The sequence below is a fragment of the Shewanella profunda genome, from assembly GCF_023283765.1.
Lineage (GTDB): Bacteria > Pseudomonadota > Gammaproteobacteria > Enterobacterales > Shewanellaceae > Shewanella > Shewanella profunda.
The window spans coordinates 75,487-98,291 of the sequence record NZ_JAKILG010000006.1; the positions used below are offsets into that span (position 1 = coordinate 75,487).

At 46.6% G+C, this 22,805-nt stretch carries 17 protein-coding genes; all 17 read left to right on the forward strand.

Going from position 1 to position 22,805, the window contains the following annotated elements; all coding sequences use genetic code 11:
* The first annotated feature begins 116 nt into the window (after positions 1-116).
* The 17 genes from L2744_RS05145 to L2744_RS05225 all read left to right on the forward strand — a co-directional run bounded on the left by L2744_RS05145 (position 117) and on the right by L2744_RS05225 (position 22,786).
* The gene (locus L2744_RS05145) at positions 117-605 is read left to right on the forward strand and encodes a type II secretion system protein (RefSeq protein WP_248990903.1); all 489 of its coding nucleotides are present in this window, start codon (positions 117-119) and stop codon (positions 603-605) included.
* Positions 595-1,125 (forward strand): type II secretion system protein, encoded by a 531-nt coding sequence (locus tag L2744_RS05150; RefSeq protein WP_248990904.1) that lies wholly within the window; start codon positions 595-597, stop codon positions 1,123-1,125. Before L2744_RS05145 ends, L2744_RS05150 begins: the two co-directional genes overlap by 11 nt.
* On the forward strand, positions 1,125-1,970 hold the full coding sequence (locus L2744_RS05155) for a PilW family protein (RefSeq protein WP_248990905.1): 846 nt from the start codon (positions 1,125-1,127) through the stop codon (positions 1,968-1,970). Before L2744_RS05150 ends, L2744_RS05155 begins: the two co-directional genes overlap by 1 nt.
* Entirely contained in the window at positions 1,960-2,415 is a 456-nt protein-coding gene (locus L2744_RS05160; protein WP_248990906.1) for an MSHA biogenesis protein MshP, read from the forward strand. Before L2744_RS05155 ends, L2744_RS05160 begins: the two co-directional genes overlap by 11 nt.
* On the forward strand, positions 2,408-6,175 hold the full coding sequence (locus tag L2744_RS05165) for a DUF6701 domain-containing protein (protein ID WP_248990907.1): 3,768 nt from the start codon (positions 2,408-2,410) through the stop codon (positions 6,173-6,175). The genes L2744_RS05160 and L2744_RS05165 overlap by 8 nt, the downstream gene beginning before the upstream one ends.
* Before the next feature lie 343 nt (positions 6,176-6,518).
* Positions 6,519-7,568: a rod shape-determining protein gene (locus tag L2744_RS05170; RefSeq protein WP_248990908.1), complete on the forward strand. Its 1,050-nt coding sequence runs from the start codon at positions 6,519-6,521 to the stop codon at positions 7,566-7,568.
* Positions 7,569-7,612: 44 nt separating this feature from the next.
* Positions 7,613-8,554: a rod shape-determining protein MreC gene (gene mreC, locus L2744_RS05175; RefSeq protein WP_248990909.1), complete on the forward strand. Its 942-nt coding sequence runs from the start codon at positions 7,613-7,615 to the stop codon at positions 8,552-8,554.
* Positions 8,551-9,039, forward strand: coding sequence for a rod shape-determining protein MreD (gene mreD / locus L2744_RS05180; protein WP_248990910.1), 489 nt, complete (start codon positions 8,551-8,553; stop codon positions 9,037-9,039). The genes mreC and mreD overlap by 4 nt, the downstream gene beginning before the upstream one ends.
* Positions 9,040-9,041: 2 nt before the next feature.
* A complete protein-coding gene (locus L2744_RS05185; protein WP_248990911.1) occupies positions 9,042-9,638 on the forward strand; it encodes a Maf family protein in 597 nt (198 codons plus the stop codon).
* Between the two features lie 221 nt (positions 9,639-9,859).
* Positions 9,860-11,326 carry a ribonuclease G gene (rng, locus tag L2744_RS05190; RefSeq protein WP_248990952.1) on the forward strand — a complete coding sequence of 489 codons (1,467 nt, stop codon included), beginning with the start codon at positions 9,860-9,862 and terminating at the stop codon, positions 11,324-11,326.
* Entirely contained in the window at positions 11,326-15,480 is a 4,155-nt protein-coding gene (locus tag L2744_RS05195) for a YhdP family protein (RefSeq protein ID WP_248990912.1), read from the forward strand. Before rng ends, L2744_RS05195 begins: the two co-directional genes overlap by 1 nt.
* The gene (locus tag L2744_RS05200; protein ID WP_248990913.1) at positions 15,404-16,246 is read left to right on the forward strand and encodes a carbon-nitrogen hydrolase family protein; all 843 of its coding nucleotides are present in this window, start codon (positions 15,404-15,406) and stop codon (positions 16,244-16,246) included. The genes L2744_RS05195 and L2744_RS05200 overlap by 77 nt, the downstream gene beginning before the upstream one ends.
* Positions 16,247-16,370: 124 nt before the next feature.
* On the forward strand, positions 16,371-17,819 hold the full coding sequence (gene tldD / locus L2744_RS05205) for a metalloprotease TldD (RefSeq protein ID WP_248990914.1): 1,449 nt from the start codon (positions 16,371-16,373) through the stop codon (positions 17,817-17,819).
* A gap of 118 nt (positions 17,820-17,937) precedes the next feature.
* Positions 17,938-19,332, forward strand: a complete 1,395-nt coding sequence (locus L2744_RS05210) for a TolC family protein (RefSeq protein ID WP_248990915.1) — start codon at positions 17,938-17,940, stop codon at positions 19,330-19,332.
* Complete coding sequence (locus tag L2744_RS05215) at positions 19,322-20,296, forward strand: HlyD family secretion protein (RefSeq protein WP_248990916.1); 975 nt, start codon at positions 19,322-19,324, stop codon at positions 20,294-20,296. The genes L2744_RS05210 and L2744_RS05215 overlap by 11 nt, the downstream gene beginning before the upstream one ends.
* 77 nt (positions 20,297-20,373) lie before the next feature.
* Positions 20,374-21,579 carry an ABC transporter permease gene (locus L2744_RS05220; RefSeq protein WP_248990953.1) on the forward strand — a complete coding sequence of 402 codons (1,206 nt, stop codon included), beginning with the start codon at positions 20,374-20,376 and terminating at the stop codon, positions 21,577-21,579.
* A gap of 43 nt (positions 21,580-21,622) precedes the next feature.
* Positions 21,623-22,786, forward strand: a complete 1,164-nt coding sequence (locus L2744_RS05225) for an ABC transporter permease (RefSeq protein WP_248990954.1) — start codon at positions 21,623-21,625, stop codon at positions 22,784-22,786.
* Positions 22,787-22,805 lie beyond the last annotated feature (19 nt).

Here is a 22,805-nt window from a genome sequence, read left to right on the forward strand (position 1 = left end):
TTAATAGAAACTTATTTTTATTAATCAAATGCTTGGCATAAGCTGAACCTAGAACCTAGAACCTAGAACCTAGAACCTAGAACCTAGAACCTAGAACCTAGAACCTGAAATGGACAATGGCTAAATTTCCAATGGCAAAACAGGCGGGATTTACCTTAGTAGAGTTAGTCACAACGATCATCTTAATTGGGATCCTTTCTGTGACGGTACTGCCGCGTCTGTTTACCCAGTCATCCTATAGCGCTTTTAGCTTGCGTAATGAATTTATGGCAGAGCTGCGTCAAGTGCAGCAAAGAGCATTGAACAATACCGATAGATGCTATCGGATCGCCGTGTCGAGTGCGGGTTATCAAATGAGTCAATTTGCAACCCGTGATAATGCCGGTTGCACAGGTGCTGCGCTTTCTCCAAGTCCGCTATATACCCAAGCCTTCCAAGGCGGTGCTACGCTTGCGTTATCCAGTAGCAATGCCAGTAGTTTCAATATTGATTTTGATATTAATGGTAGGCCCTCGTTAGCTTGTAATGGTAACTGCATCAAAGTGATCGCCAATGATATTGTGATCATCAATATCTCGAGCGAGGGATATATTTATGCCAACTAATCCTCGCTTATTCTCCCATAAAGCATCGTTGCAACAGGGCTTTACCTTAATTGAATTAGTGGTGGGCATGTTGGTTATTGCTATTGCGATAGTGATGCTCAGTAGCATGTTATTTCCCCAAGCGGATCGTGCAGCAAAAACCTTGCATAGGGTGCGAAGCGCCGAACTTGCCCATTCGGTAATGAATGAGATATGGGGTAAAAGGTATGATCAAAATTCCAATGCCAATGGAGGTGTACCTGCCTGTGGGAGTCCATTAGGAAGCAATTGTTCAACTTTATTAGGGCCTGAGGTGGGAGAAAGCCGTAATAATTTTAATGATGTCGATGATTACCACGGCTTAAATGAAACCGCGACTATGCTCAATTCGACCCAAACCTATGCACAGGCGTATCCCAATTACCGCCTAAATGTCACGGTTGCCTATGGCAGTGCGGCGAATACTAAGCTAGTGATGATTAATGTGACGACGCCCGACAGCGAAGTGATTACTTACAATATGGTGAGGAGTAATTACTGATGGCTTTACAATATGCTGTTAATAAAAAATCCGCGCGGGGATTTACCTTAGTCGAGATGGTCACTGTTATCTTGATTCTGGGTATTCTGGTGGTTGGGGTGAGTAGCTTTATTATTTTTGGTACGCGGATTTTTGTCGAGTCGAGCTCGGTCGATCAAGTGCTCAGTCAGAGCCGTTTTGCCGTCGAGCGAATGACCCGTGAACTGCGTGGCGCTTTACCTAATAGCGTGCGAGTTAATACCGACTCGCTCACGTATCAATGTATTGAATTTGTGCCTATCCAAGCCAGCACGACGTATTTATCTATGCCGATAGCGCCCAGTACCGCTGCCGCATCGGGGACTGTGATATTGGACAATGTGGCTAGTAAGATTGCGGTTAACCAATATGCTTGGATTTATCCTTTAACCGACAGTGATGTGTATAACAGTGCGAGGCAAAAACGCGCGCAGATTAAAACGATTAGCACATCGGGTAATCAAGTCAGCTTAACTTTTACGGTTAACTCGAGGTTTGCAGAAGCCTCTCCACGTCAACGGATATATTTTGCTTCTGTGCCAGTCAGTTATTGCTTTGAAAAGGTATCAAGCGCTAATGAATTGCAGGTACGGCGTTATGTGGGCTATAACTTTACTGCGGCTCAACCTAAACCGAGCGATATGGGAACGGGGGTGTTGATGGCGCAAAGTGTGGCGAATCTTCTGAGTGATAGTAATGACTTACCCCTGACACTAACCCCATCAAGTTTAGTTAATAATGCCATGGTGCATTTGCAACCTAGATTTAATGTTAATGGTGAGACGTTCCAATATCGACATCAAGTGCAGGTGATCAATGTTCCCTAATTTATTCAGTGCATCAAGTGCATCGCAATCAAGGTGGCATTCGACGGGTTTGCCAGCGCACCAAGGTGGCAGCGCATTAATTATTGGCGTGTTTGTGATCACTGTGATGTTTCTATTAGCGTCTGCCCTTATCAATATTGTGCAAGATGCAGATACAGGATTGACTCAGGAAGTGTGGGGCGCTAGGGCTTTGGCTGCCGCCAATAGTGGCGCCGATGCGGCGTTAGCGCAGTTATTTCCATTAAACGGTGATGTTGGTGTTTGTTTGGTAAACAGTTCTTGGACGCCACCCAATGTAGTGGGTTTCCATGCTTGCAGTGTAACGCTAACTTGTACTGCATATACCGCCGACCCAATCACCCAATATCGAATCAACAGTAAAGCAGTATGCGAAAGCGGTGATACCCGTGTTAGCCGGCAAGTTGAGGTAGAAGCCCGTGGTTAGATTTTTGGCGATATTGAATTCAGCGCTACATTATTGTGCTCAGCATATGATGGGTTTTTTACCTAAGCTATTGCTTATATTTTTTATTTTCACTTCTGCGCCAACCTATGCTGCAATTGATTGTAATAGTGTTTTTCCGGGACCGGTTCAGAGTTTTAGTAACAGTGGTGAGCTCTATATGCAAAGCGGAGCGCTCATTGAAAATTACAACAACGTGGATGTCTGCTTTAAACGAGTGAAGGGGTATCAATATGAGATGAACCCTTTAGCTTGTGGTATTGGTAAGTGCGAGATAACAGGAACATCTAGTTTGGCAAGATCCGCTCCAACTTTTGTTAATAGTTCTATAACCAGTAGTAATGTTGTCGCAAATTGGACTACTCCCTCCGTAGAGCTTGGAACTACAGCGGGTTACGGTCAACAATTTAATAGTAGTCGTTGGGATATAGGCGCACTAACGATTAATACTGGTGGTAACGTTACCGTATCTGATGCTTATTCAATATATGTCATAAAAGATCTGACTTTTTTTAACTCGAGTATTATGACTTTAAAGGCGGGCAAAACCTATATTATCGATGGCGATCTTAATCTTAATTCAGGCACGCTAAATATAGTGGGTACAGGTGATACCAAGCTATATATTAAAGGCAATTTCACCATTGCCCTTTCATCTATTTTTAATGCCCCCACTGCTGTAGACGTGTATGTAGGTAAAAAACTAGAAGTTCAAAGTAACGCTAAGATTCAAGGTAGTTACTATGTAGTAGGTGATGCGACTTTACTTAATAATGCAGTATTGGTAGGTAGGCTCAGTGCTAAAAATGTAACCCTTCAGAGTAATAGTAAGGTTATTTATGATGCTGGTGCGCCAGTTTTGCAATGTTTTAATGATACTTTCTCCCAAAGTGCATTAAGCAGCGATTGGGTTGTTTCCCGTAGTAGTGGCAGTTTTACCCCTTCGATTGTCAGCGGTCGTTTACGTTTAACTGAAGCAAAATCAAATCAATCCACAGCATCAACCTATCAAAAACTCTTTCCTGCAGTAGATAACTTAGTCGAAATTCAGTTTGATCATTATGCCTACGGTGGTAATGGCGCTGATGGTATTGCTATGGTTTTATCGGATGCTGCTATTACGCCGCAGCCAGGTGCTTTTGGTGGTCCTTTAGGTTATGGCTTTAAACCTGGTATTAGCGGATTTGCGGGTGGTTGGCTTGGGGTCGGTATTGATGAGTATGGTAACTTCTCCGGCGAAGGAGGGAGCGTAAATATTGGACAACGGCGTCAGTCGATTGCAGTGCGTGGCTCTGGAGTTGGCACAACGGGATATCGTTATTTACGTGGCGCTTGTAGTAATGGTACGACTAATACCAGTGGTAGTTGTTTATCTCCAACCGTCGATAAAAACAATGTAACCCCTGCACATAGATATAGAATCACCATTGACTCACAATCTACAGGCCAATCAGTGGTCAAAATTGAGCGCAATACGGGATCTGGCTATGTGACTGTAGTGCCTGCTTTCAACGCTGCAGCTCAAACGGGACAAGCCTCCATTCCTGATAATTTTTTATTATCTTTAACGGGTTCTACTGGCGGTTCAAATAACAACCATGAAATTGATAATGTTCAGATTTGTGCATTGAAATCAAATCCTATTGGTACGCAAATTGATCATTTTGAATTTGACCATACGGGTCAGGGACTGACTTGTAACCCTGAGACTATGACCATTAGGGCCTGTGCCAATGCCAGTTGTAGTCAGCTTTTTACTGAAGCATTAACGGCAACTCTACTACCTGACTCAACCGCTGATGGTGTGTGGATTGGTGGCAATCAAGTCAGTTTTAGTGGTGGGACGGCGCAATTACAACTGCGGCGAAATACGCCTGGAGTGGTGACGCTAGGTGTAAAAGGTTCCAATCCAACGACCAGACCTTTAAGTAAAACCCTTTGCCGTATTGGTGCAGGTGCGTTAAGTGAAAATAATTGTTCGCTGACCTTTGCCGATAGCGGTTTTATTTTTGATGTACCTGATAAATTGGCCAGTAAACCCGTAGATGTGTTAGTCAAAGCCATTAAAAAGTCGGATGAGACTCAGCAATGTGTGCCGAGTTTTCAAGGTCAAACTAAGAGTCTCAGTTTTTGGAGTCAGTATCTGGAGCCTAGTGCGCCAATCACACCTAAGGCCGTCACGATTAATAGCACGGCGATCAGTACTACGAGTGCCGCACCCACTGCATTAAACCTTGTTTTTGATGCTAATGGGCAGGCAAACATCGCGGTTAATTACCCCGATGCGGGCAAATTACAGCTAGATGCAAAATATACAGGCACGGGCGATGAGCAAGGTTTATTGATGATAGGCTCAGATCAGTTTGTCAGTGTCCCTGCGGGATTATGTGTCAAACCCGTGGATGCGAGTGCGCTTTGCCCAAGTGCCAATATGAGTTGCAATGTCTATCGCAAAGCGGGTCAAACCTTTGGTATGACGGTGCAGGCGGTTGCGTGGCAGGCGGACAATGATAGCGATTTTTGCAGTGGTAACCTGCCAACGCCCAACTTTAGTGATGATTCAATGGCGCTGGCAAGTAAAGTGGTTGCGCCAACCATAGCTAATGGCGCAAATAATGGTGTGTTAGGCGTGACTTCTTACAATCATAGCGCGCAAACCAATAACCTGAATACTATCAATAATCAAACCATTAGTGAGGTTGGTGTATTTCAGCTTACAGCTAAGGCAAGTGACAACTATCTTGGGGTGTCGAGTAGTTTAAATATCCCAATGGCCTACTCAGCTAATATTGGTCGTTTTGTCCCCGACAGTTTTTTGGTGAGTGATGTTTCTGTCATTTCGGCCTGTGGCAGTTTTAGCTATATGGATCAATCTTTCCCTATGTCGATGCAGCTAAACGCGATTAATAGTGCGGGAACCGTTACGCAAAACTACTTTCCACCATTTGCTGTTGCGACGGCCAAATTAGTGGGCGAAAACAATAATAATGGTATCGATTTGCAAAATCGGTTAAGCGCCTTACCCATCAATGCCGCAAGTTGGAGCCAAGGTGTGGCGACTGTCGATGCCACTTACCGTGCTAACTTTAGCCGAGTAACCCCTAATATATTGAGCAATTTGTATCAGGATGGCCCCTTCGAGTTGCTCGATATTGGCGTCCAAGTCATGGATAACGATCCCCGTCCGAATGGAATTTACTCCTATGTAGCCTCGCCAGATATGGATGCGGCAAGCACAGGGAATTGCGCTAGCTGTAATGCCAAAAACATTACCATGCAAATACTCCGCCATGGTCGAGTGGTAATGGACAACACCTACGGCCCAGAGACTGAAACATTACGTATGCCTGTTCGGGCCGAGTATTGGAATGGCACAAACTGGGTATTGAATACCGATGATAGCTGCACAACCGTTGTTGATAGCTTAGGTTCGCAGCTTGATGATACTAGCCTTGGTTATAACTTTGAGCCTGATTTAGTCGCCAACCAAAGCATACTGCGTACCGGTGGCTCTTCAACATTTAAATCGGGTCAATTTGAATTGCTGTGGCGAGCCGTGGCAACAAGTGGCGCGCTTTATCGAGGCCAAGTGACTGCGCCACTCGATGTTGAACCATGGCTAGAATGGTATTGGAATTGGAACGATATAACGCCAACGGACTTATCCGACCCCCGTGCAAGTGCATTTTTTGGACGTTACCGTGGGCATGACAGGATCATCTACTGGCGAGAGGTTAATTAATTAGTTTTAGTAATCTATCCAACTAAATTAAGTTGTGACTTTAGTGGTAAATCGTTATGCGATCTATTTTTGAGTCATGGCTTAAGTACCGATGGACTACCCTAAATGCAAAAGTGAAGTTTGGCTTGTGTTGCTAGTTTGTATGGTTTGCCGCTTTTTGCTGTTTAAATTTCAATCGATAAAGCGTGTTTTCCGGCTAAATACCGTTTTTAAGGTGTATATTTGAAAAAAAATCACTCCATTAGCGATTGTTAACCTCAACGGTCTTGTGGAATCAGGGTGGCATTGATAAAGTTAGCTGATTTTTCTTTTCTTCTGACTCCACAGAATACAGGCTAGTTACATGTTCAAGAAGCTGCGTGGCATTTTTTCTAATGATCTATCGATCGATTTGGGTACAGCTAACACATTAATTTATGTTCGTGACGAAGGCATAGTCCTCAATGAGCCTTCTGTTGTTGCTATACGTGGTGAGCGTAACGGCTCTGGTCAGAAATCTGTTGCCGCAGTAGGCACAGAAGCTAAACAAATGTTAGGCCGAACACCTGGCAATATCCAAGCTATCCGTCCAATGAAAGACGGTGTAATTGCTGACTTTTATGTGACTGAAAAAATGCTGCAGCACTTTATCAAACAAGTGCACAACAATAGCTTTTTTCGTCCAAGCCCACGCGTTTTAGTGTGTGTGCCTGTGGGTGCGACTCAGGTTGAACGTCGCGCTATCCGTGAATCGGCAATGGGTGCTGGTGCTCGTGAGGTTTATTTGATTGAAGAGCCTATGGCTGCTGCGATTGGTGCGGGTTTACCTGTATCTGAAGCGACAGGTTCTATGGTGGTGGATATTGGTGGTGGTACTACCGAAGTCGCTATTATTTCATTGAATGGTGTGGTGTATTCATCTTCAGTGCGTATTGGTGGTGATAAGTTTGACGATGCCATTATCAACTATGTGCGCCGTAATTACGGCAGCTTAATTGGTGAAGCCACGGCTGAACGTATTAAGCACACAATCGGTACTGCTTATCCTGGCGATGAAGTGTTAGAGATTGAAGTACGCGGCCGTAACTTAGCCGAAGGCGTGCCTCGTAGCTTTACACTGAACAGCAACGAAATTTTAGAAGCCCTGCAAGAGCCTTTATCAGGCATTGTAAGCGCGGTTATGGTGGCGTTAGAGCAATCTCCACCAGAATTAGCCTCGGATATTTCTGAGCGCGGTATGGTATTAACGGGCGGCGGCGCATTATTGCGTGATTTGGACCGTTTATTAATGCAAGAAACGGGCATACCTGTGATGGTTGCGGACGATCCTCTGACGTGCGTTGCGCGCGGCGGCGGTAAAGCCCTCGAAATGATTGATATGCACGGCGGCGATCTGTTCTCCGAAGAAACCTAATTTAACTTCGGTATGGGGCGGCTAATCACCGCCTTAGCTTTCCTATGAAGCCAATTTTTGTTCGTGGTATTTCTAACCAATTTCGTTTAACACTGGCAATTATTTTGTCGGTGATTTTGCTCGTGGCTAATCATCGCCTTGAACCTGCGCGTCAATCCCTTGCGTCTGCATTAAGTCCTGTTCAATATCTTGCCAGTTTCCCCGGCGCCTTGCTCGATTGGTCATCCGAGAGCTTTGCTACGCGTAATATGCTGGCGCTACAAAATAAAGAACTGTTAAGACAACAATTGTTAATGAGCGAGCGTTTGCAGCGCTTTGAACATTTGCGTCAAGAAAACGAGCGTTTACGCGCCTTGCTTGGTTCGCCTGCCTATCAGGATTCTCGCAAAATGGTTGCAGAAGTGCTCGAGGTCGCCAGCGATCCATCCCACCATTATGTGGTGTTAAACCTCGGAGCCCGCAGTGGTGTGTTTGTGGGACAGCCCGTTGTTGATGCTCAAGGGGTGGTTGGGCAGGTAGTACAAATTAGCGAGATGACCAGTCGAGTACTGCTGCTGTCGGATGTATCCCATGGTTTACCTGTGCGTATCACCCGTAACGATGTGCGCTTAATCGCCAATGGTACCGGTGAAAATGATGAGATTGAACTGCGCCATGTGGCAAAAAGTATCGATATTCGTGTTGGCGATTTGTTGGTGACCTCTGGCCTAGGCAATCGTTTTCCCGAAGGATATCCGGTTGCACGGGTGATGGAAGTGCTCACCGAGGATGGTCAAAGCTATGCCCGCGTTACCGCGCAGCCGTTAGCTGCCCTCGATCGTATTCGTTATTTACTGTTGATTTGGCCATCGCCAGATTCGGGTGTGACGTTACCAAACCAAATACTGGTACCAGCAGCGGATCACTTGCAGGAAGCACCAAAGGGTGAGACACCGGAGCCGGCTGCTGAGCCTGCCAATCCTCCTACTTCAGAGGAAAATCGATGAGTTTACAAGCTGCGAATGGTCGACTCATCGTTTGGTTGACACTGTTTATCGGGCTACTAAGCCAAATTATGCCTTTGCCTGCGGTCGTTGAAGCTTGGCGTCCAGACTGGCTTTTGATGGTTGTTATGTATTGGTCGATTGCGTTGCCGCACAGATACAATATTTTAACCGCTTGGGTATTAGGTTTAGCCCTCGATATTCTGCTGGGAGCAACCTTAGGGGTACGCTCATTAGCGATGTCATTGGTGATCTATATTGCGATTTTACATTGCCAGCGGTTGCGCAATTTCCCTAAATGGCAGCAAACATTGGTGGTGACACTGCTTATTTGTCTTTACCACTTAGTGGTTTACTGGGTGGAATTTGTGATGGATGAGGCTAAGTTCAATACGGATTTGTTTCTACCTGCAATTTCAGGTTTAGTGATTTGGCCTTGGATTTTTTGGATTTTACGTCGTGTTCGACGTCATTATAAGGTTCGCTAACGGTGAATTTAGTTCTCGCTTCTACCTCGCCGCGCCGTAAGGAATTATTGGCGAATATTGGCCTAGGTCGTACTGACTTTAGCTTTACTCAAGTCGCTCCCGATATTGATGAAACCCCTCGTAATGCTGAGACACCAAGGGATTATGTGCAACGCCTCGCTGCTGAAAAAGCGCAAGCAGGGCTTGCATTATGCCTTGATATGTCACAACCTGCTGTATTAGGTTCTGATACTATCGTTGTGCTTGAAAACACGATATTAGGTAAACCGTTAGATGAGAACGATGCAAAGCGTGCACTGCGGGCTTTATCTGGCAAAACACACACAGTAATGACTGCGGTTGCACTAACCTATGGCGAGGTAGCGAACCCTACGACTTTAGTGCGTTTGGTTGAAACCCAAGTGCGTTTTTGTCTGCTTACCGATGCGGATATTGATGCCTATGTTGCCTCAAAGGAACCTATGGATAAAGCAGGTAGTTATGGTATCCAGGGCTTAGGTGGCTGTTTTGTTGAGTCCATTGAAGGCAGTTATTCCTGTGTGGTTGGCTTACCTTTAGTTGAAACTCGCGCGTTATTGATTGAGGTTGGGTTAGGTTAATCTTATCCCTGTTGCGTGGTTTGAAGGATTTAAAACGGAATCTTATCGACGTGGGTTACCTCTTACTATAACGTTGAAGCCCACTATTCTAAGGGCATTGATAGTGGGAGTATCGGTTTTCATGCTGAGAGAAACTCTAACTTCAATTAATTAATCTAATTTCCCGAATGGGGTGAGTCGTGAATACCGGTCGCTTAAATCCGAATAAAATACAGCGCAAGATGGGTTCAGAGTTACTGATCAATGTAACCCCATCCGAGGCTCGCGTGGCTTTGGTTGAACACGGTGTATTGCAAGAAGTGCACATTGAACGCCGTATGAAACGGGGTTTGGTCGGCAATATTTATAAAGGTAAAATCAGCCGTGTGTTACCCGGTATGCAAGCTGCTTTTGTGGATATAGGGCTAGATAAAGCTGCATTCTTACATGCCTCAGATATAGTGCCGCACACCGAGTGTGTCGCCGATGTTGAGAAAGGCCACTTTGTTGTCCGTGATATCGCTGAGTTAGTCCGTCAGGGCCAAGATATTATGGTGCAAGTGGTGAAAGATCCTCTAGGTACTAAGGGCGCGCGCCTTACAACCGATATTACTTTGCCTTCCCGTTATTTAGTTTTTATGCCTGGTTCTAGCCATGTTGGGGTTTCCCAACGTATTGAGCTTGAGGAAGAGCGCAGTCGTCTAAAAAATATTACACTACCCTATGTAGATGAAGATGGCGGATTTATTATTCGCACCGCTGCCGAAGGGGTGGGTGAACATGAGCTTGCCCAAGATGCGGCATTTTTACGTCGAGTTTGGTCTAAGGTCAGTGAGCGCCGTCAGCGTCGCGGTGTGGCACTTTTATATCAAGATTTAGCTTTACCCGTGCGTATCGTGCGTGACTTTGTAGGAACCGAACTGGATCGTATTCAGGTTGATTCGCGCCGCACCTTTGATGAATTACAAAGCTTCGCCCAAGAATTTATGCCTGAAATAGCCGAGAAAATTGAGCACTATTCAGGCCCTGCACCTATTTTTGATCTCTACGATGTCGAGAATGAAATCCAGCGAGCCCTCGGCCGTAAGGTGGAGCTAAAGTCTGGCGGTTATCTGATTATCGATCAGACTGAAGCCATGACGACCGTGGATATTAATACTGGTGCCTTTGTGGGCCATCGTAATCTAGAAGAAACCATCTTTAATACCAATCTTGAAGCAACCCAAGCCATCGCTCGACAGTTACGCCTGCGTAACCTTGGGGGCATCATTATTATCGACTTTATCGATATGCTTAATGATGATCATAAAACCCGTGTACTCAATAGTTTAAATAGTGCCTTAGCCAAGGATCGAGTTAAAACTAATGTCAGTGGTTTCTCCGGTTTAGGGCTAGTCGAGATGACCCGCAAACGAACTCGTGAGAGTCTAGAGCATGTGGTTTGTGGTGAGTGTCCTGCTTGCAACGGTACTGGTAGCATGAAGACGGTTGAAACTGTCTCCTATGACGTTTTCCGTGAAATCATTCGATTAAATCGTGCATACGATGCCGATGAGTTTTTGCTGTATTGCTCTCCGGCTGTATATCAAAGCTTGAGTGGTGAAGATAGTCATCTGGTCGCTGAGCTTGAGGTTTACATCAGTAAACGTATTCGTTTGCAGAATGAGCCTATGTACTCACAGCACAAATACGATGTGGTGATGATGTAGTGGCTACGCTTTTTACCGTTAAAACACTGAGTCGTTTTTGCTGGCAACTTCTGGCAGTGATCTTGGTTTTGTTTGCACTCGCTGTAAGCTTGATCCGTGGATTATTACCTCAGGTTGATGAGGTGCGTCAGCAGCTCGTTGATTACGTAAAAAGTGAATATCATATCGATGTGCAAGTGGGTGAATTATCGGCCCAATGGCAAGCCTTTGGTCCAGCGATCACCATTGAAAATCTGATTATCCCACCCCAAAATAAAGTACCTGTAACTGTGTTGGTTAAGAATGTCCAAATTAAGTTGGATTTTTGGCAATCCTTATTGAAGACCAGTCCGCGTATTGAGGATGTCAATTTTGATGGAGTCAGACTGGCCATCGATATCGATAAACTCATCGAAGACGAGTCGGCTACTACACCAAGTAGTGCCTCACAGATAGATTGGCTTTACAAATTACTCCTAAAACAGCTTGAGCGTTTTTCCCTCACCAATGTTTCGGTGCAGCTGTTAAGTGAACACCATGAATATCGCCCCATTCATATTCGACATTTAAATTGGCGTAATAATGGCGATAGTCACCGCGGTGCGGGTCAGGTTTATCTCGACAATAACGCCTCGAGGCATGAGTCGTTACAATTACAACTCGATATTAAAGGTGACGGTGCAGCCCCCGATAGCCTCACGGGACAAATCTATCTAGCGGCTCAATCGCTGGATTTAGGAGAGTGGGCATCGCGTCAACCTGATCCCTACGATCCTAGCCAAAAGTTACCCTTAGAAGGTGTTATAAATCTTAAAGCTTGGTTCACTTTTGCCAACCGTAGTATTCATTCGGGGATGATCCATTTTGAGCCAAGTTGGCTTGAGTGGGCGATAGGGGACAAACCGCAAAAAATTGAGATCCAGTCGGGCAGTATTGCTTGGTTACCCACGGCCACAGGTTGGGAGGTTAATAGCACGGACCTTGATTTTATTACCAATGGTGAGTCTTGGCCTGAGTTGATACTGGCGGTTAAACAACAGGGAAATGAGCTATTTGGCTATGCGAGTCAATTTGAACTACAGACCTTATTTCCATTATTGCCCTTATTCCCGGGTGTCGATTTAGCGGTATTAAAACAATGGCATCAGTTAGCTCCAGAGGGCGGAATTGGCCCCATTCGTGTGTACCATAAAAAAGGTGAACCTTGGCTCGCAAACGCGGATATCAAACAGTTGCATTGGCAAATGCACGACGGTATTCCTAGTACTAACCCTCTGGATGCTCATCTGCAGTGGCAGGATAAAACCTTAGTATTTTCATTGCCAGAGCAAGTCTATACTTTGGACTTTGGTGATCAATTCTCCGCCCCCTTAGTGCTCAATGGTGCCCCTATAATAGGGCAGTTCGATACCGAATCTTTAACCCTGAGCGTGCCGCAAGTTCAGCTTGAAAATGATGATATAGCCCTCGATGCAGCCGTTAAACTGGATTTGAGTACGGCAGTGTTAATGTCACTGGCCGCGAATGTTGAAGTTAAAAATGCGGCAAATGCCGATAAATACTTCCCCGTAAAAGCCATGGGGGAGTCCTTAGCCAAATACCTCGATGGTGCGATAAAGGCTGGGCATAGCCAAAATGCACAGGTGTTATGGCAGGGGGCGTTGGCGAATTTCCCCTTTGATGACAACAGTGGCGTTTTTCAAGCGGCATTTACCTTGCAGGATGCACAATACCAATTCCAACCTAATTGGCCCGCAATAACCGAGCTTTCCCTCGATGCCCTATTTGAAAATGCTCGTATGGATATTTGGGTTAATCAGGGTAAGTTGATGGATGTTGCAGCTGATGGTGCCCATGTGTTTATTCCTGAATTGGGTGAATATTCATTATTAAGAATTCAAGCCGATCTGGCGACCCAAGGTCGTGCGGCAACTCAGGTTTTACAGGCATCTCCCCTTGCGAACTCCGTCGGTAAAACATTGAACGTTGTGCAAGTTCAGGGCGCAGTGACTGGCAGCTTAGATATCAGTATTCCCTTGTATGAGGGGGAAGATGAAGATATTCGGGGTCAAATTAGTTTTGATAACACGCCTGTGTATATTGCGCAGCCAGGGATTCAGCTTAATGGCGTGACTGGCGCAGTCTACTTTGCGAATCAACTCATCACTGGTAAAGACATCAAAGCGCACTTGTTCGAACAGCCGCTCAGCTTAACTTTCGACACTGAGCCCAAAGGCAAAGATTTTGGCCTTAATCTTCTGCTTAAAAGTCGCTGGGATCTCAGCCGTCTTCCCGATGCATTGCACAATCCTTTGAGTGATTTCTATCAGGGTAAAATCAGTTGGGACGGGGCTATGACCATGCTGTTTACTGAGCAAGGTTATCAGATCCAAGCCAAAGTGACGTCCGATATGCTTGGCACCCAACTGTTATTTCCAGGATATTTTGCTAAGCCAGAAGATGAGCCTCGGGCGTTAGTGGCCGAGTTTGTAGGCGATCAAAATGATGCGACATTAGATGTAAAGCTTGCCAGCCATGCGGAGTTTGTCGGTGGCTTTGAAACCGATAAAGGGGGGAGCTTTAGTTACTTTGATCTGTTACTGGGGCGTTTATTCGGTGAGGATGAGGCTCGAAATACAGAGCAAGGTCATATCCAAGTCGATCTCGGTAAGGCTAAGTTAGCCGACTGGTTACCTGTGATTAATGCCTTTGTTGGGCAAGAAGAATTGCCGAAGACAGGGATTTTAATCGACGAGATTTCCCCTAAAAGCTTATTCCCTGCGGTAGCGAGTATCGATTCCCATATCGGTCGCCTCGATCTGTTCGGGCAACAACTGACCCAACTTAGGCTAAATGCTAAACCCAACGAAACGGGGTGGCGTTTTAATGCCAGCGCTAACGAGTTTGAAGGCTGGATAGATTTCTATCCAAACTGGACGACACAAGGGCTTAAAGTCGCGGCGAGTAAGTTCTATTTCGCTCCCGAGGTAAGAAATGACGTTGAGGCGGATTTTGGTGCGGAACAAGTGCTCACTCACCTGCCACCCGTTGCGGTGAATGTGGAAGATTTCCGTGTTTTCGATAAGCCCTTTGGCAAATTAGTACTGCAGGCCAGCCCGCAAAAGTCGGGATATCAGATCCAAACCCTTTCTTTAGATACGCCTAACGTAACCCTACAAGGTAGTGGGATTTGGCAACAGCAGGATGGACAGAATAAAACTGAACTGAGCATGATGTTAAATGCAACCCAGTTTAATCATCTGACCGAGCAATTGGGGATTGATCCAGGCGTTAATGAGGCGCCACTCAAGGTTAATGCCGACTTATCGTGGCAGGGTGCACCCTATGCATTTTCCCTCGAAACCTTAAATGGCAAAGTAAATTTTGCCTTGGGTAAAGGTCATTTATCCCAAGTGAGTGATAAGGGCGCACGAATATTCTCACTTTTCAGCTTAGATTCCCTAGTACGTAAATTATCTTTAGATTTTAGCGATGTCTTTGGGCAAGGCATGTACTTCAATTCCTTTACCGGAAATCTGCAAATTGATAATGGTGTAGTGAAAACCACAGATACCGAAATGGATGCCATCGCAGGTAATATGAAGGTTCGTGGTTATACGGATCTCACCACTGAGAGCTTGAATTACGATATTCGATTTGTGCCGCAATTGGCCTCGAGTGTGCCGACTGTGGTATTGCTCAGTACCAGTGCTTGGACATTGGGACTGGGGGCGTTTGCGCTAACCAAAGTGCTTGAGCCAGTGATTGAAGTCATTTCAGAAATTCGTTTTAGGGTGACTGGGACTATGGCCGAACCGGTTGTAGAGGAGCTTGAACGTAAGAGTAAAGAAATTGAAATTCCAGAGTCTATTTTGCCCATCATTGGTGCGGGCGGTAAAGCCATACCGACCGAGGGTAACAATGAGCAAAATACACAGGAGCGAGAACCTAAGGTCTCTGAGGAGGATGCTACACTTCAAGCGCCTAAGCCTCAAGAGCCTCAGCCTGAAGCTATTCAACCAGAACCATCAATCAAACCCATAGAACCTATCAATAGCCAAGACGTTGAACCGATTAAGCAAATTCAGGGAGATAACAATGCACATCAGCCTGTTGCAATGTCAGAGCAGTCGCGACGTCAACGCCAATCTGCTGTTTATCGAATCGCAGCTTAAGGCACTCAAGCGGGATCTTGGTGCACCGCATTTAGTGGTATTGCCCGAATGCAGTCTGCTGTTTGGTGGTCACGAGAGTCAGCAACTCGCCTATGCGGGTGATGCCAATCAGAGTCCGCTCAAATCGGCGTTAAGTGCATTGGCCGCCAAGTATCGGGTATTTATGGTGGCGGGCACTATCCCTGCTTTGGCTGGGGATGGTCGTGTCTATAGCCGCAGTTATCTGTTTGATGATAAAGGTGATACTTTAGGGCATTACGATAAACTGCACCTTTTTGATGTCGATGTTGCCGATGGCACAAAGCAATACCGCGAGAGCGAAACCTTCTACCCCGGTGATCACATTAGCGTTATCGATACACCTTTTGGCAAAATTGGCCTAGCCATCTGTTATGATTTGCGTTTTCCCGACTTGTTTAGGGCTATGCGCCTCGCGGGGGCTGAGATTATCACAGTGCCCTCGGCTTTTACTAAAGTGACGGGCGAGGCCCATTGGCAGGTACTATTACAGGCAAGAGCCATTGAAACGCAGTGCGTTATTCTTGCCGCGGCACAGTGGGGAGCCCATAACGAAGGCAGTCGAGAAACGTGGGGACAGAGTATGATAGTTGGCCCTTGGGGTAATATTTTGGCTGAGCGTAAAACAGGCATCGGTTGGATACATGCCGAGGTGGATTTAGCCGAATTGCACAGCATTCGCAGTAAAATGCCGATTATGCAGCATAATCGTTTCCTTGAGCCAAGTTTGAAGAAAATCGCAAAATAGCCTGTATAAACAAACGGTAATGCTGAATTAGATATTGAGTTTATACACAGAATTAGCACCTAGAATTAGTACATTAAATTTACATACAGAATATAAAGATCCTTTCGGATCAAAGAGAGCATCGATGCCATTTTTAGCACAAGTAGAGCAAAGTTTATTGAAGGGTGGGTTAGCATTAGATGACCTACAAACTTATCTAAATACCATACATCAGCACAAAATCGATTATTCCGATCTCTACTTCCAAGGGAGTCGTCACGAGTCTTGGGTGCTGGAAGACGGCATCATCAAAGACGGTAGTTTCCATATTGAACGCGGTGTAGGGGTGCGTGCCATCAGTGGCGAAAAAACCGGTTTTGCCTATGCCGACGATATCACCCCTGCGGCCTTAAGTGCCGCGGCACAGGCCGCTCGCGGTATTGCCAGTGCGGGTGAACAAACTCAGGTTTGCGCTTTTAAACGTCAAAAAGCATTAGCGCTATACGACAGCTTAGATCCGATAGCGGCGATGGAAGAAGTCAAAAAAATCAATCTGCTGAAAGAAGCCGACGCCTATATCCGCAGTTTAGATAGCCGCATTATCCAAGTGGTGATCAGTCTTGCCGGTGTGCACGAAGAAATTCTTATCGCCGCAAGCGACGGTACGCTGGCCGCCGATATTCGCCCCTTAGTGCGTTTTAACTGCAGCGTGATTTTAGAAGAAAATGGTAAGCGTGAACGCGGTGGGGCTGGTGGTGGTGGTCGCCATGATTATGGCGTGTTGATGGCAAACGATGACACGGGTTTGCCTATTTGCTTCGCCTTTGCCCGTGAAGCCGTGCGCCAAGCGCAGGTCAACCTCAATGCTATCGATGCGCCAGCGGGTGAAATGCCTGTGGTGCTGGGTAATGGCTGGCCGGGTGTATTGCTTCACGAAGCCGTAGGACATGGTTTAGAAGGTGATTTTAACCGTAAGGGTAGCAGTGCCTTCAGTGGCAAAGTCGGTCAGCAAGTTGCCTCAACATTAGTGACTGTGGTCGATGACGGTACCTTGCCAAATCGTCGTGGTTCGCTCAGCATCGACGATGAAGGTGTACCCACCCAAAGAACGGTATTAATTGAAGACGGTATTTTAAAGGGTTATATCCAAGACAAGCTCAATGCGCGCTTGATGGGTGTGTCACCAACAGGTAATGGTCGCCGTGAATCCTACGCTCACTTACCTATGCCGCGTATGACCAACACTTATATGACGGCGGGTGCGTCAGATCCAAGCGAGATTATTAAGTCGGTCAAAAAGGGGATTTACGCGCCTAATTTTGGTGGTGGCCAAGTGGATATCACCTCGGGTAAGTTTGTGTTCTCAGCGTCTGAAGCCTATTTAATTGAAAATGGTGAAGTGACCCAAGCGATTAAAGGTGCCACTTTAATTGGTAACGGACCAGAAGCCATGAGCCAGATTTCTATGGTGGGTAACGATATGGCGTTGGATCGAGGTGTTGGCGTTTGTGGCAAAGATGGTCAAAGTGTGCCTGTGGGAGTAGGTCAACCGACCTTGAAGCTCGACAAGCTCACAGTGGGTGGAACGGCGTAAGAATCTAGCACCGAGATCTAGGTGCTACCCAGCAGTTACTGAGGCGAGTTCTGGCCGCTGCCCGCTATGGATGTTATCATTCGCAAAGGAAATTAGAGTAACTACTCTAGAGGTGTTAATGAAACTATCACGAGCGGCTTGGCGGTGTTTACTGTCACTGCCTTTTTTATTGCCATCGGTTTTGCATGCAGAGCCGACAAGCTTCAGTGATGCTTGGCAACAAGTGCTGGAAGTGAGTGATAAGTTACAGGCTCAGTCGCAGGAAGTTAACCGTGCTAAAGGTGAGCAGCATGCTGGGGAGAGTTTAAATTTACCCTCCTTAGACATTCGCGGAAACTATATTCATCTGGATAAACCGATAGAGTTTGATTTGAAAGAATTAAATTCAGTCGTATCTATCCCGCCAGCACTTGGCAGCATCATTGCGGGTATTCCTCCGTTGCCCTTAAGCGAGCAAGATATTTTTAGTGCCAGCTTACAGGCTATGTGGCCGATTTATACGGGTGGGCAGATCACCGCAGCTCAAGGTATACACGCCGCTATGGTGGCTGAAAAGCAACAAGAGTTACAACTGGCAACCCGCGATTTATTTACTCAACTGGTGGATAGATACTACGCCGTCGATGTGACTCTGGCATTAGTGCATACCCAAACAGACCTTGTTAGCTCCTTAGCAGAACATGTTGAACATGCGCTTGCACTGGAGCGCGAAGGCCAAATTGCTAAGGTTGAACGCCTCAATGCCCAAGTTGCCTTAGACAATGCCAAAGTCAATTTAGGGAGCGCTCGTCGTCAACACGAAATGGCGGTTATCGCCCTGTCGCGCATGCTACATCAAAGTCAGGTGACGACAAATTCTCCCTTATTTGTACTGCCACAGGCACCCTCATTAGGTCAACTCAGCCAAATTACCCTGAGTCAACACCCAGCACTTAAACTGCTCGAAGCGAAAGAGGCTCAAGCGAACGGCTTAGTGTCATTGGAAAAAGGCAAGTACCATCCGACAGTATACCTCTTTGGTAACTACACCTTGTATGAAGAAGACACACTCTTGTCGGGCATTACACCCGACTGGCTGGTAGGTGTTGGGGTCAATGTGCCGTTGATCAGCCGTGATGGCCGCAGTGGTAAAGTCGAAGCGGCCAAAAGTGCCCTGTTGCAAGCCCGCTACACCAAGGCACAAACCAAACAAGACTTGAGCTTGCTGGTGGATCAAAGCTATCGACAGTTATTACAGGCCGAAGAGGAAGTTAAGGCGTTAGACACTTCACTCGAATTGGCGGCCGAAAACCTACGCCTTAGGGAAATCGCCTTCAATCAAGGGCTTTCCACTTCTATCGACCGAGTCGATGCCGAGCTAAAACTGAGCGCAGTGAAAACCCAGCAATTGGCTGCTCGTTATCGTTATGTGCAAGCCTATGCCAGATTGATGGCAATCAGTGGTCAATTAGATGAATTTATTGGTCGCACCGTCGATCGTAACCCAGTGCAGGAGACAAATAATGCGCGCTAATCGAATGCTGGCCCTTGTGGCGTTGGTCGCATTAGGCCTCATCTTAGCCTATGGTCTTAAGCTGGCTTATAGCCCGCAGCCGAGCCTATTGCAGGGGCAGATTGAAGCCCGAGAATACAATGTGTCATCTAAGGTGCCCGGCCGTGTCGAGCAAGTGTTAGTGCGCCGTGGCGATAGCGTGGCGCAAGGGGATTTGTTATTTGCGATCCACAGCCCTGAGCTGGATGCAAAGTTGATGCAGGCCGAAGGTGGCCGTGATGCCGCTAAGGCTAAGCAGTTAGAAGCTAATAATGGTGCTCGTAGCCAAGAAGTGATGGCGGCTAGGGAGCAATGGCTCAAGGCACAGGCGGCGGCAACACTCGCTAAAACCACTTATATCCGCGTCGAAAACCTGTTTAATGAAGGTGTGGCAGCAAGACAAAAACGCGATGAAGCCTTTACCCAATGGCAAGCGGCAAAATACACAGAGCAAGCGGCCTTAGCCATGTATCAAATGGCCGAGGAAGGCGCGCGAGTTGAGACCAAAGCGGCGGCGGCAGGCAATGCTCGCATGGCCGAAGGTGCGGTAAAAGAAGTTAGCGCAGTGATGGAAGATAGCCAAATGCGTGCGCCTAAGTCGGGTGAGATCAGCGACGTGTTATTACAGGCGGGTGAACTGGCGCCGAGGGGTTTTCCGATAGTCAGCCTTATCGATATGCAGGATGCTTGGGCAGTGTTCCAAGTACGTGAAGATCAGCTTAAACGCTTCAAAAAAGGCGATAAAATTCAACTGAATATTCCGGCGCTCGATCAGGATGTGGTGTTCACTGTGTCCCATATCAGTGTGATGGGTGACTTTGCGACTTGGCGTTCGACCGAAAGTGGCCATGATTTTGATATGCGTACCTTCGAGGTGGAATTGCGCCCCAGTGAGCCGATTGCTAACCTGCGTGTTGGCATGTCAGTGCTGTTACGCGGAGAGTAAAGGCCGTGACTGAGCACACGACTGACGCCCAAACGGTAGACACGCTCAGCGAGCCACGTGCAATAGACGTGAGCTTTATGGCGTTGATCGTAGCGTTAGTTCGCCGTGAGCTGCGCGCCCTATGGCATGACCCTTGGCAGTTGGCGCTGATAAGCTATATTCCGCTGCTGGGAATGTTATGCCTTTGGTGGCTGTTCAGTGCAGGTTTACCAAGGCAACTGCCTGTGGCCATTGTCGATCAAGATCATAGCCAATTGAGCCGTATGCTGACCCGTCAGCTTAAGGCCAATTCTGTCACAGCTCCCCAAAGTTTTACCGACTTATCCTCGGCTGTTAGCGCGATGCAGCAGGCGAAAGTCTATGCCATTGTAGTTTTTCCCTATGATATGAAAAAGGATTTACTCACAGGCCATAAGCCTACTATTGATGTGCGCTACAACAGCCAGTTTTTGTTGGTGGGTAAGTTACTCTCAAGCCAAATTCAGTTGAGTTTAGGTGAGGGATTACAGCAAGTTGCGAGTTTAAAGCAACTGGCAACGGGGACACCTAAGTCTCAGGTAGCGGTAGATTTAAACCCAGTTAAAAGCCAAACCACGGCGCTGTTTAACCGTAATAACAATTATATAGGCTTCTTAGTGCCGCCAGTGCTGGTTGCCCTATGGCAGTTATTATCTATGTTGGCTATGGCAAATAGCCTAAATCGTGAGTTGCATTTAGCGCCTGTTATGCAAGCCGATGGAATATCGGATCGATTAACCACGCATTTCTGGCCTAAGGTATTGGCGAAAATGACACTGTTTACACCGATATTATTACTGCAGGGCGGTTTTATTATTGCAGGCTTGTATTTGTATCTTGCACTGCCGATGGCGGGCAGTTTAGTGGTGTTACTCTTTGCACAATTGGCAATGTTGTTGGCAATATGGATCTTAGTATTATTAATATTTGTGCTGATGCGTGACAGTGCGCGGGTGATCAGTTTTTGCACCGCGCTGTTTGCTCCCGCCTTTGCTTTTATGGGCATTACCTTCCCGACCCATGAAATGCCGCAGCTAGCCCAGTGGTGGCGGCTTATTATGCCGTCGAGCCATTATATTGAGTCCCATGTCAGCGTGGTGAGTTACGGCGCCAGTTGGCCTTATGTCGCCAGCCAGATGAGCAGTTATTGGGGGTTTATCTGCCTGTTTCCTGTGATTTATTTATTGGCGCGTAAATTACTCCCTATGACTGTTAATTTGAATGCTGTGAGTATTGATGCTGCTATGCCTGCGAAGGGGCAATAGGATGAATTTGTCCAATGGCGAACACTCAAATATGCAACTTCAGATCAGTTTATGGCGCCTGATTATCACTGAGCTTAAGGCCATTATTAGCGATAAAGCGATCGCAGTGACCTTGTTCGGCGGTGTGCTGTTTTATTCGGTTTTGTATCCTTTGCCTTATTTGAACCAAGTGCCGACTGAACAACAACTGATCGTGGTGGATTTAGATCATTCTTCCCTAAGTCGTCAGTTGATCCGTAATGCCGATGCTAGCGCGAAAATCCAAGTGATAGGCCAAGTCGGCTCGATAACCGAGGCAAAGCGTTTTATCGAGATAGGTAAAGCCCATGGTTTACTCGTGATCCCCGAAGGATTCCGCCGCGACTTGTTGCTCGGTAAAGGGGTGACCCTAAGTTATGGCGGCGATGCCAGTTACTTTTTGATTTATTCCGCTATCGCCGAAGGCTTAGTGAGCGCCGGAATGGATGCGGGTAAACAAGTGCAATTGATTGGCATGCTCGCCCAAGGGGAAAATCCTAAGCAGGCCCAAGAAAGTTTAAACTCGCTCCACCTTAATAGTGTCCCCGCTTTTAACCCAAGCTTAGGTTATACACCCTATGTAGTGCCCGGATTGTTTTTGCTGATCCTGCATCAAACGTTGCTAATTGGTACGGGTATTTTAGGGGCAGGGCAATGGCGCCATAAAGGCTATTGGCAGCAGGTATCGCCAGTGCAATTAGTCTGCGGTCGTACTCTTGCCTTCATGTTGATTTATATCTTCTTTACCAGCTTTTATGTCGGTTATTGTTATCACTGGTATAACGTGAGTATTCAAGCGAGCCTTGGCTTAGTTGCGCTGTGGTTATTGCCGTTTTTACTTGCCACCGCCGCCGCAGGTGTCGCTATGAGCACCTTGTTTACCCGCCGCGATTTACCGACGCAAGTGTTGCTACTGATCTCAATGCCTATCCTATTCGTTTCCGGCTTTGTCTGGCCGATTGCCCTCATTCCCGCGCCTTTAGTGTTAGGTTCGCAGTTTATCCCCGCCGTGCCCGCGATTATGGGTATGCTAGAACTCAATCAAATGGGCGCAAGCTGGGCGAGTGTGATGCCTAAATGGCTACAACTATGGGGCCTATTTGCAGTCTTTTTTGGACTCTCAATATTAGGGATTAAGCGTCGCGCTAAGATATTGTTGGCTGAAGCTAATGATAAACGCAGGGTTTAATATTTTATTGGTGAGTGTG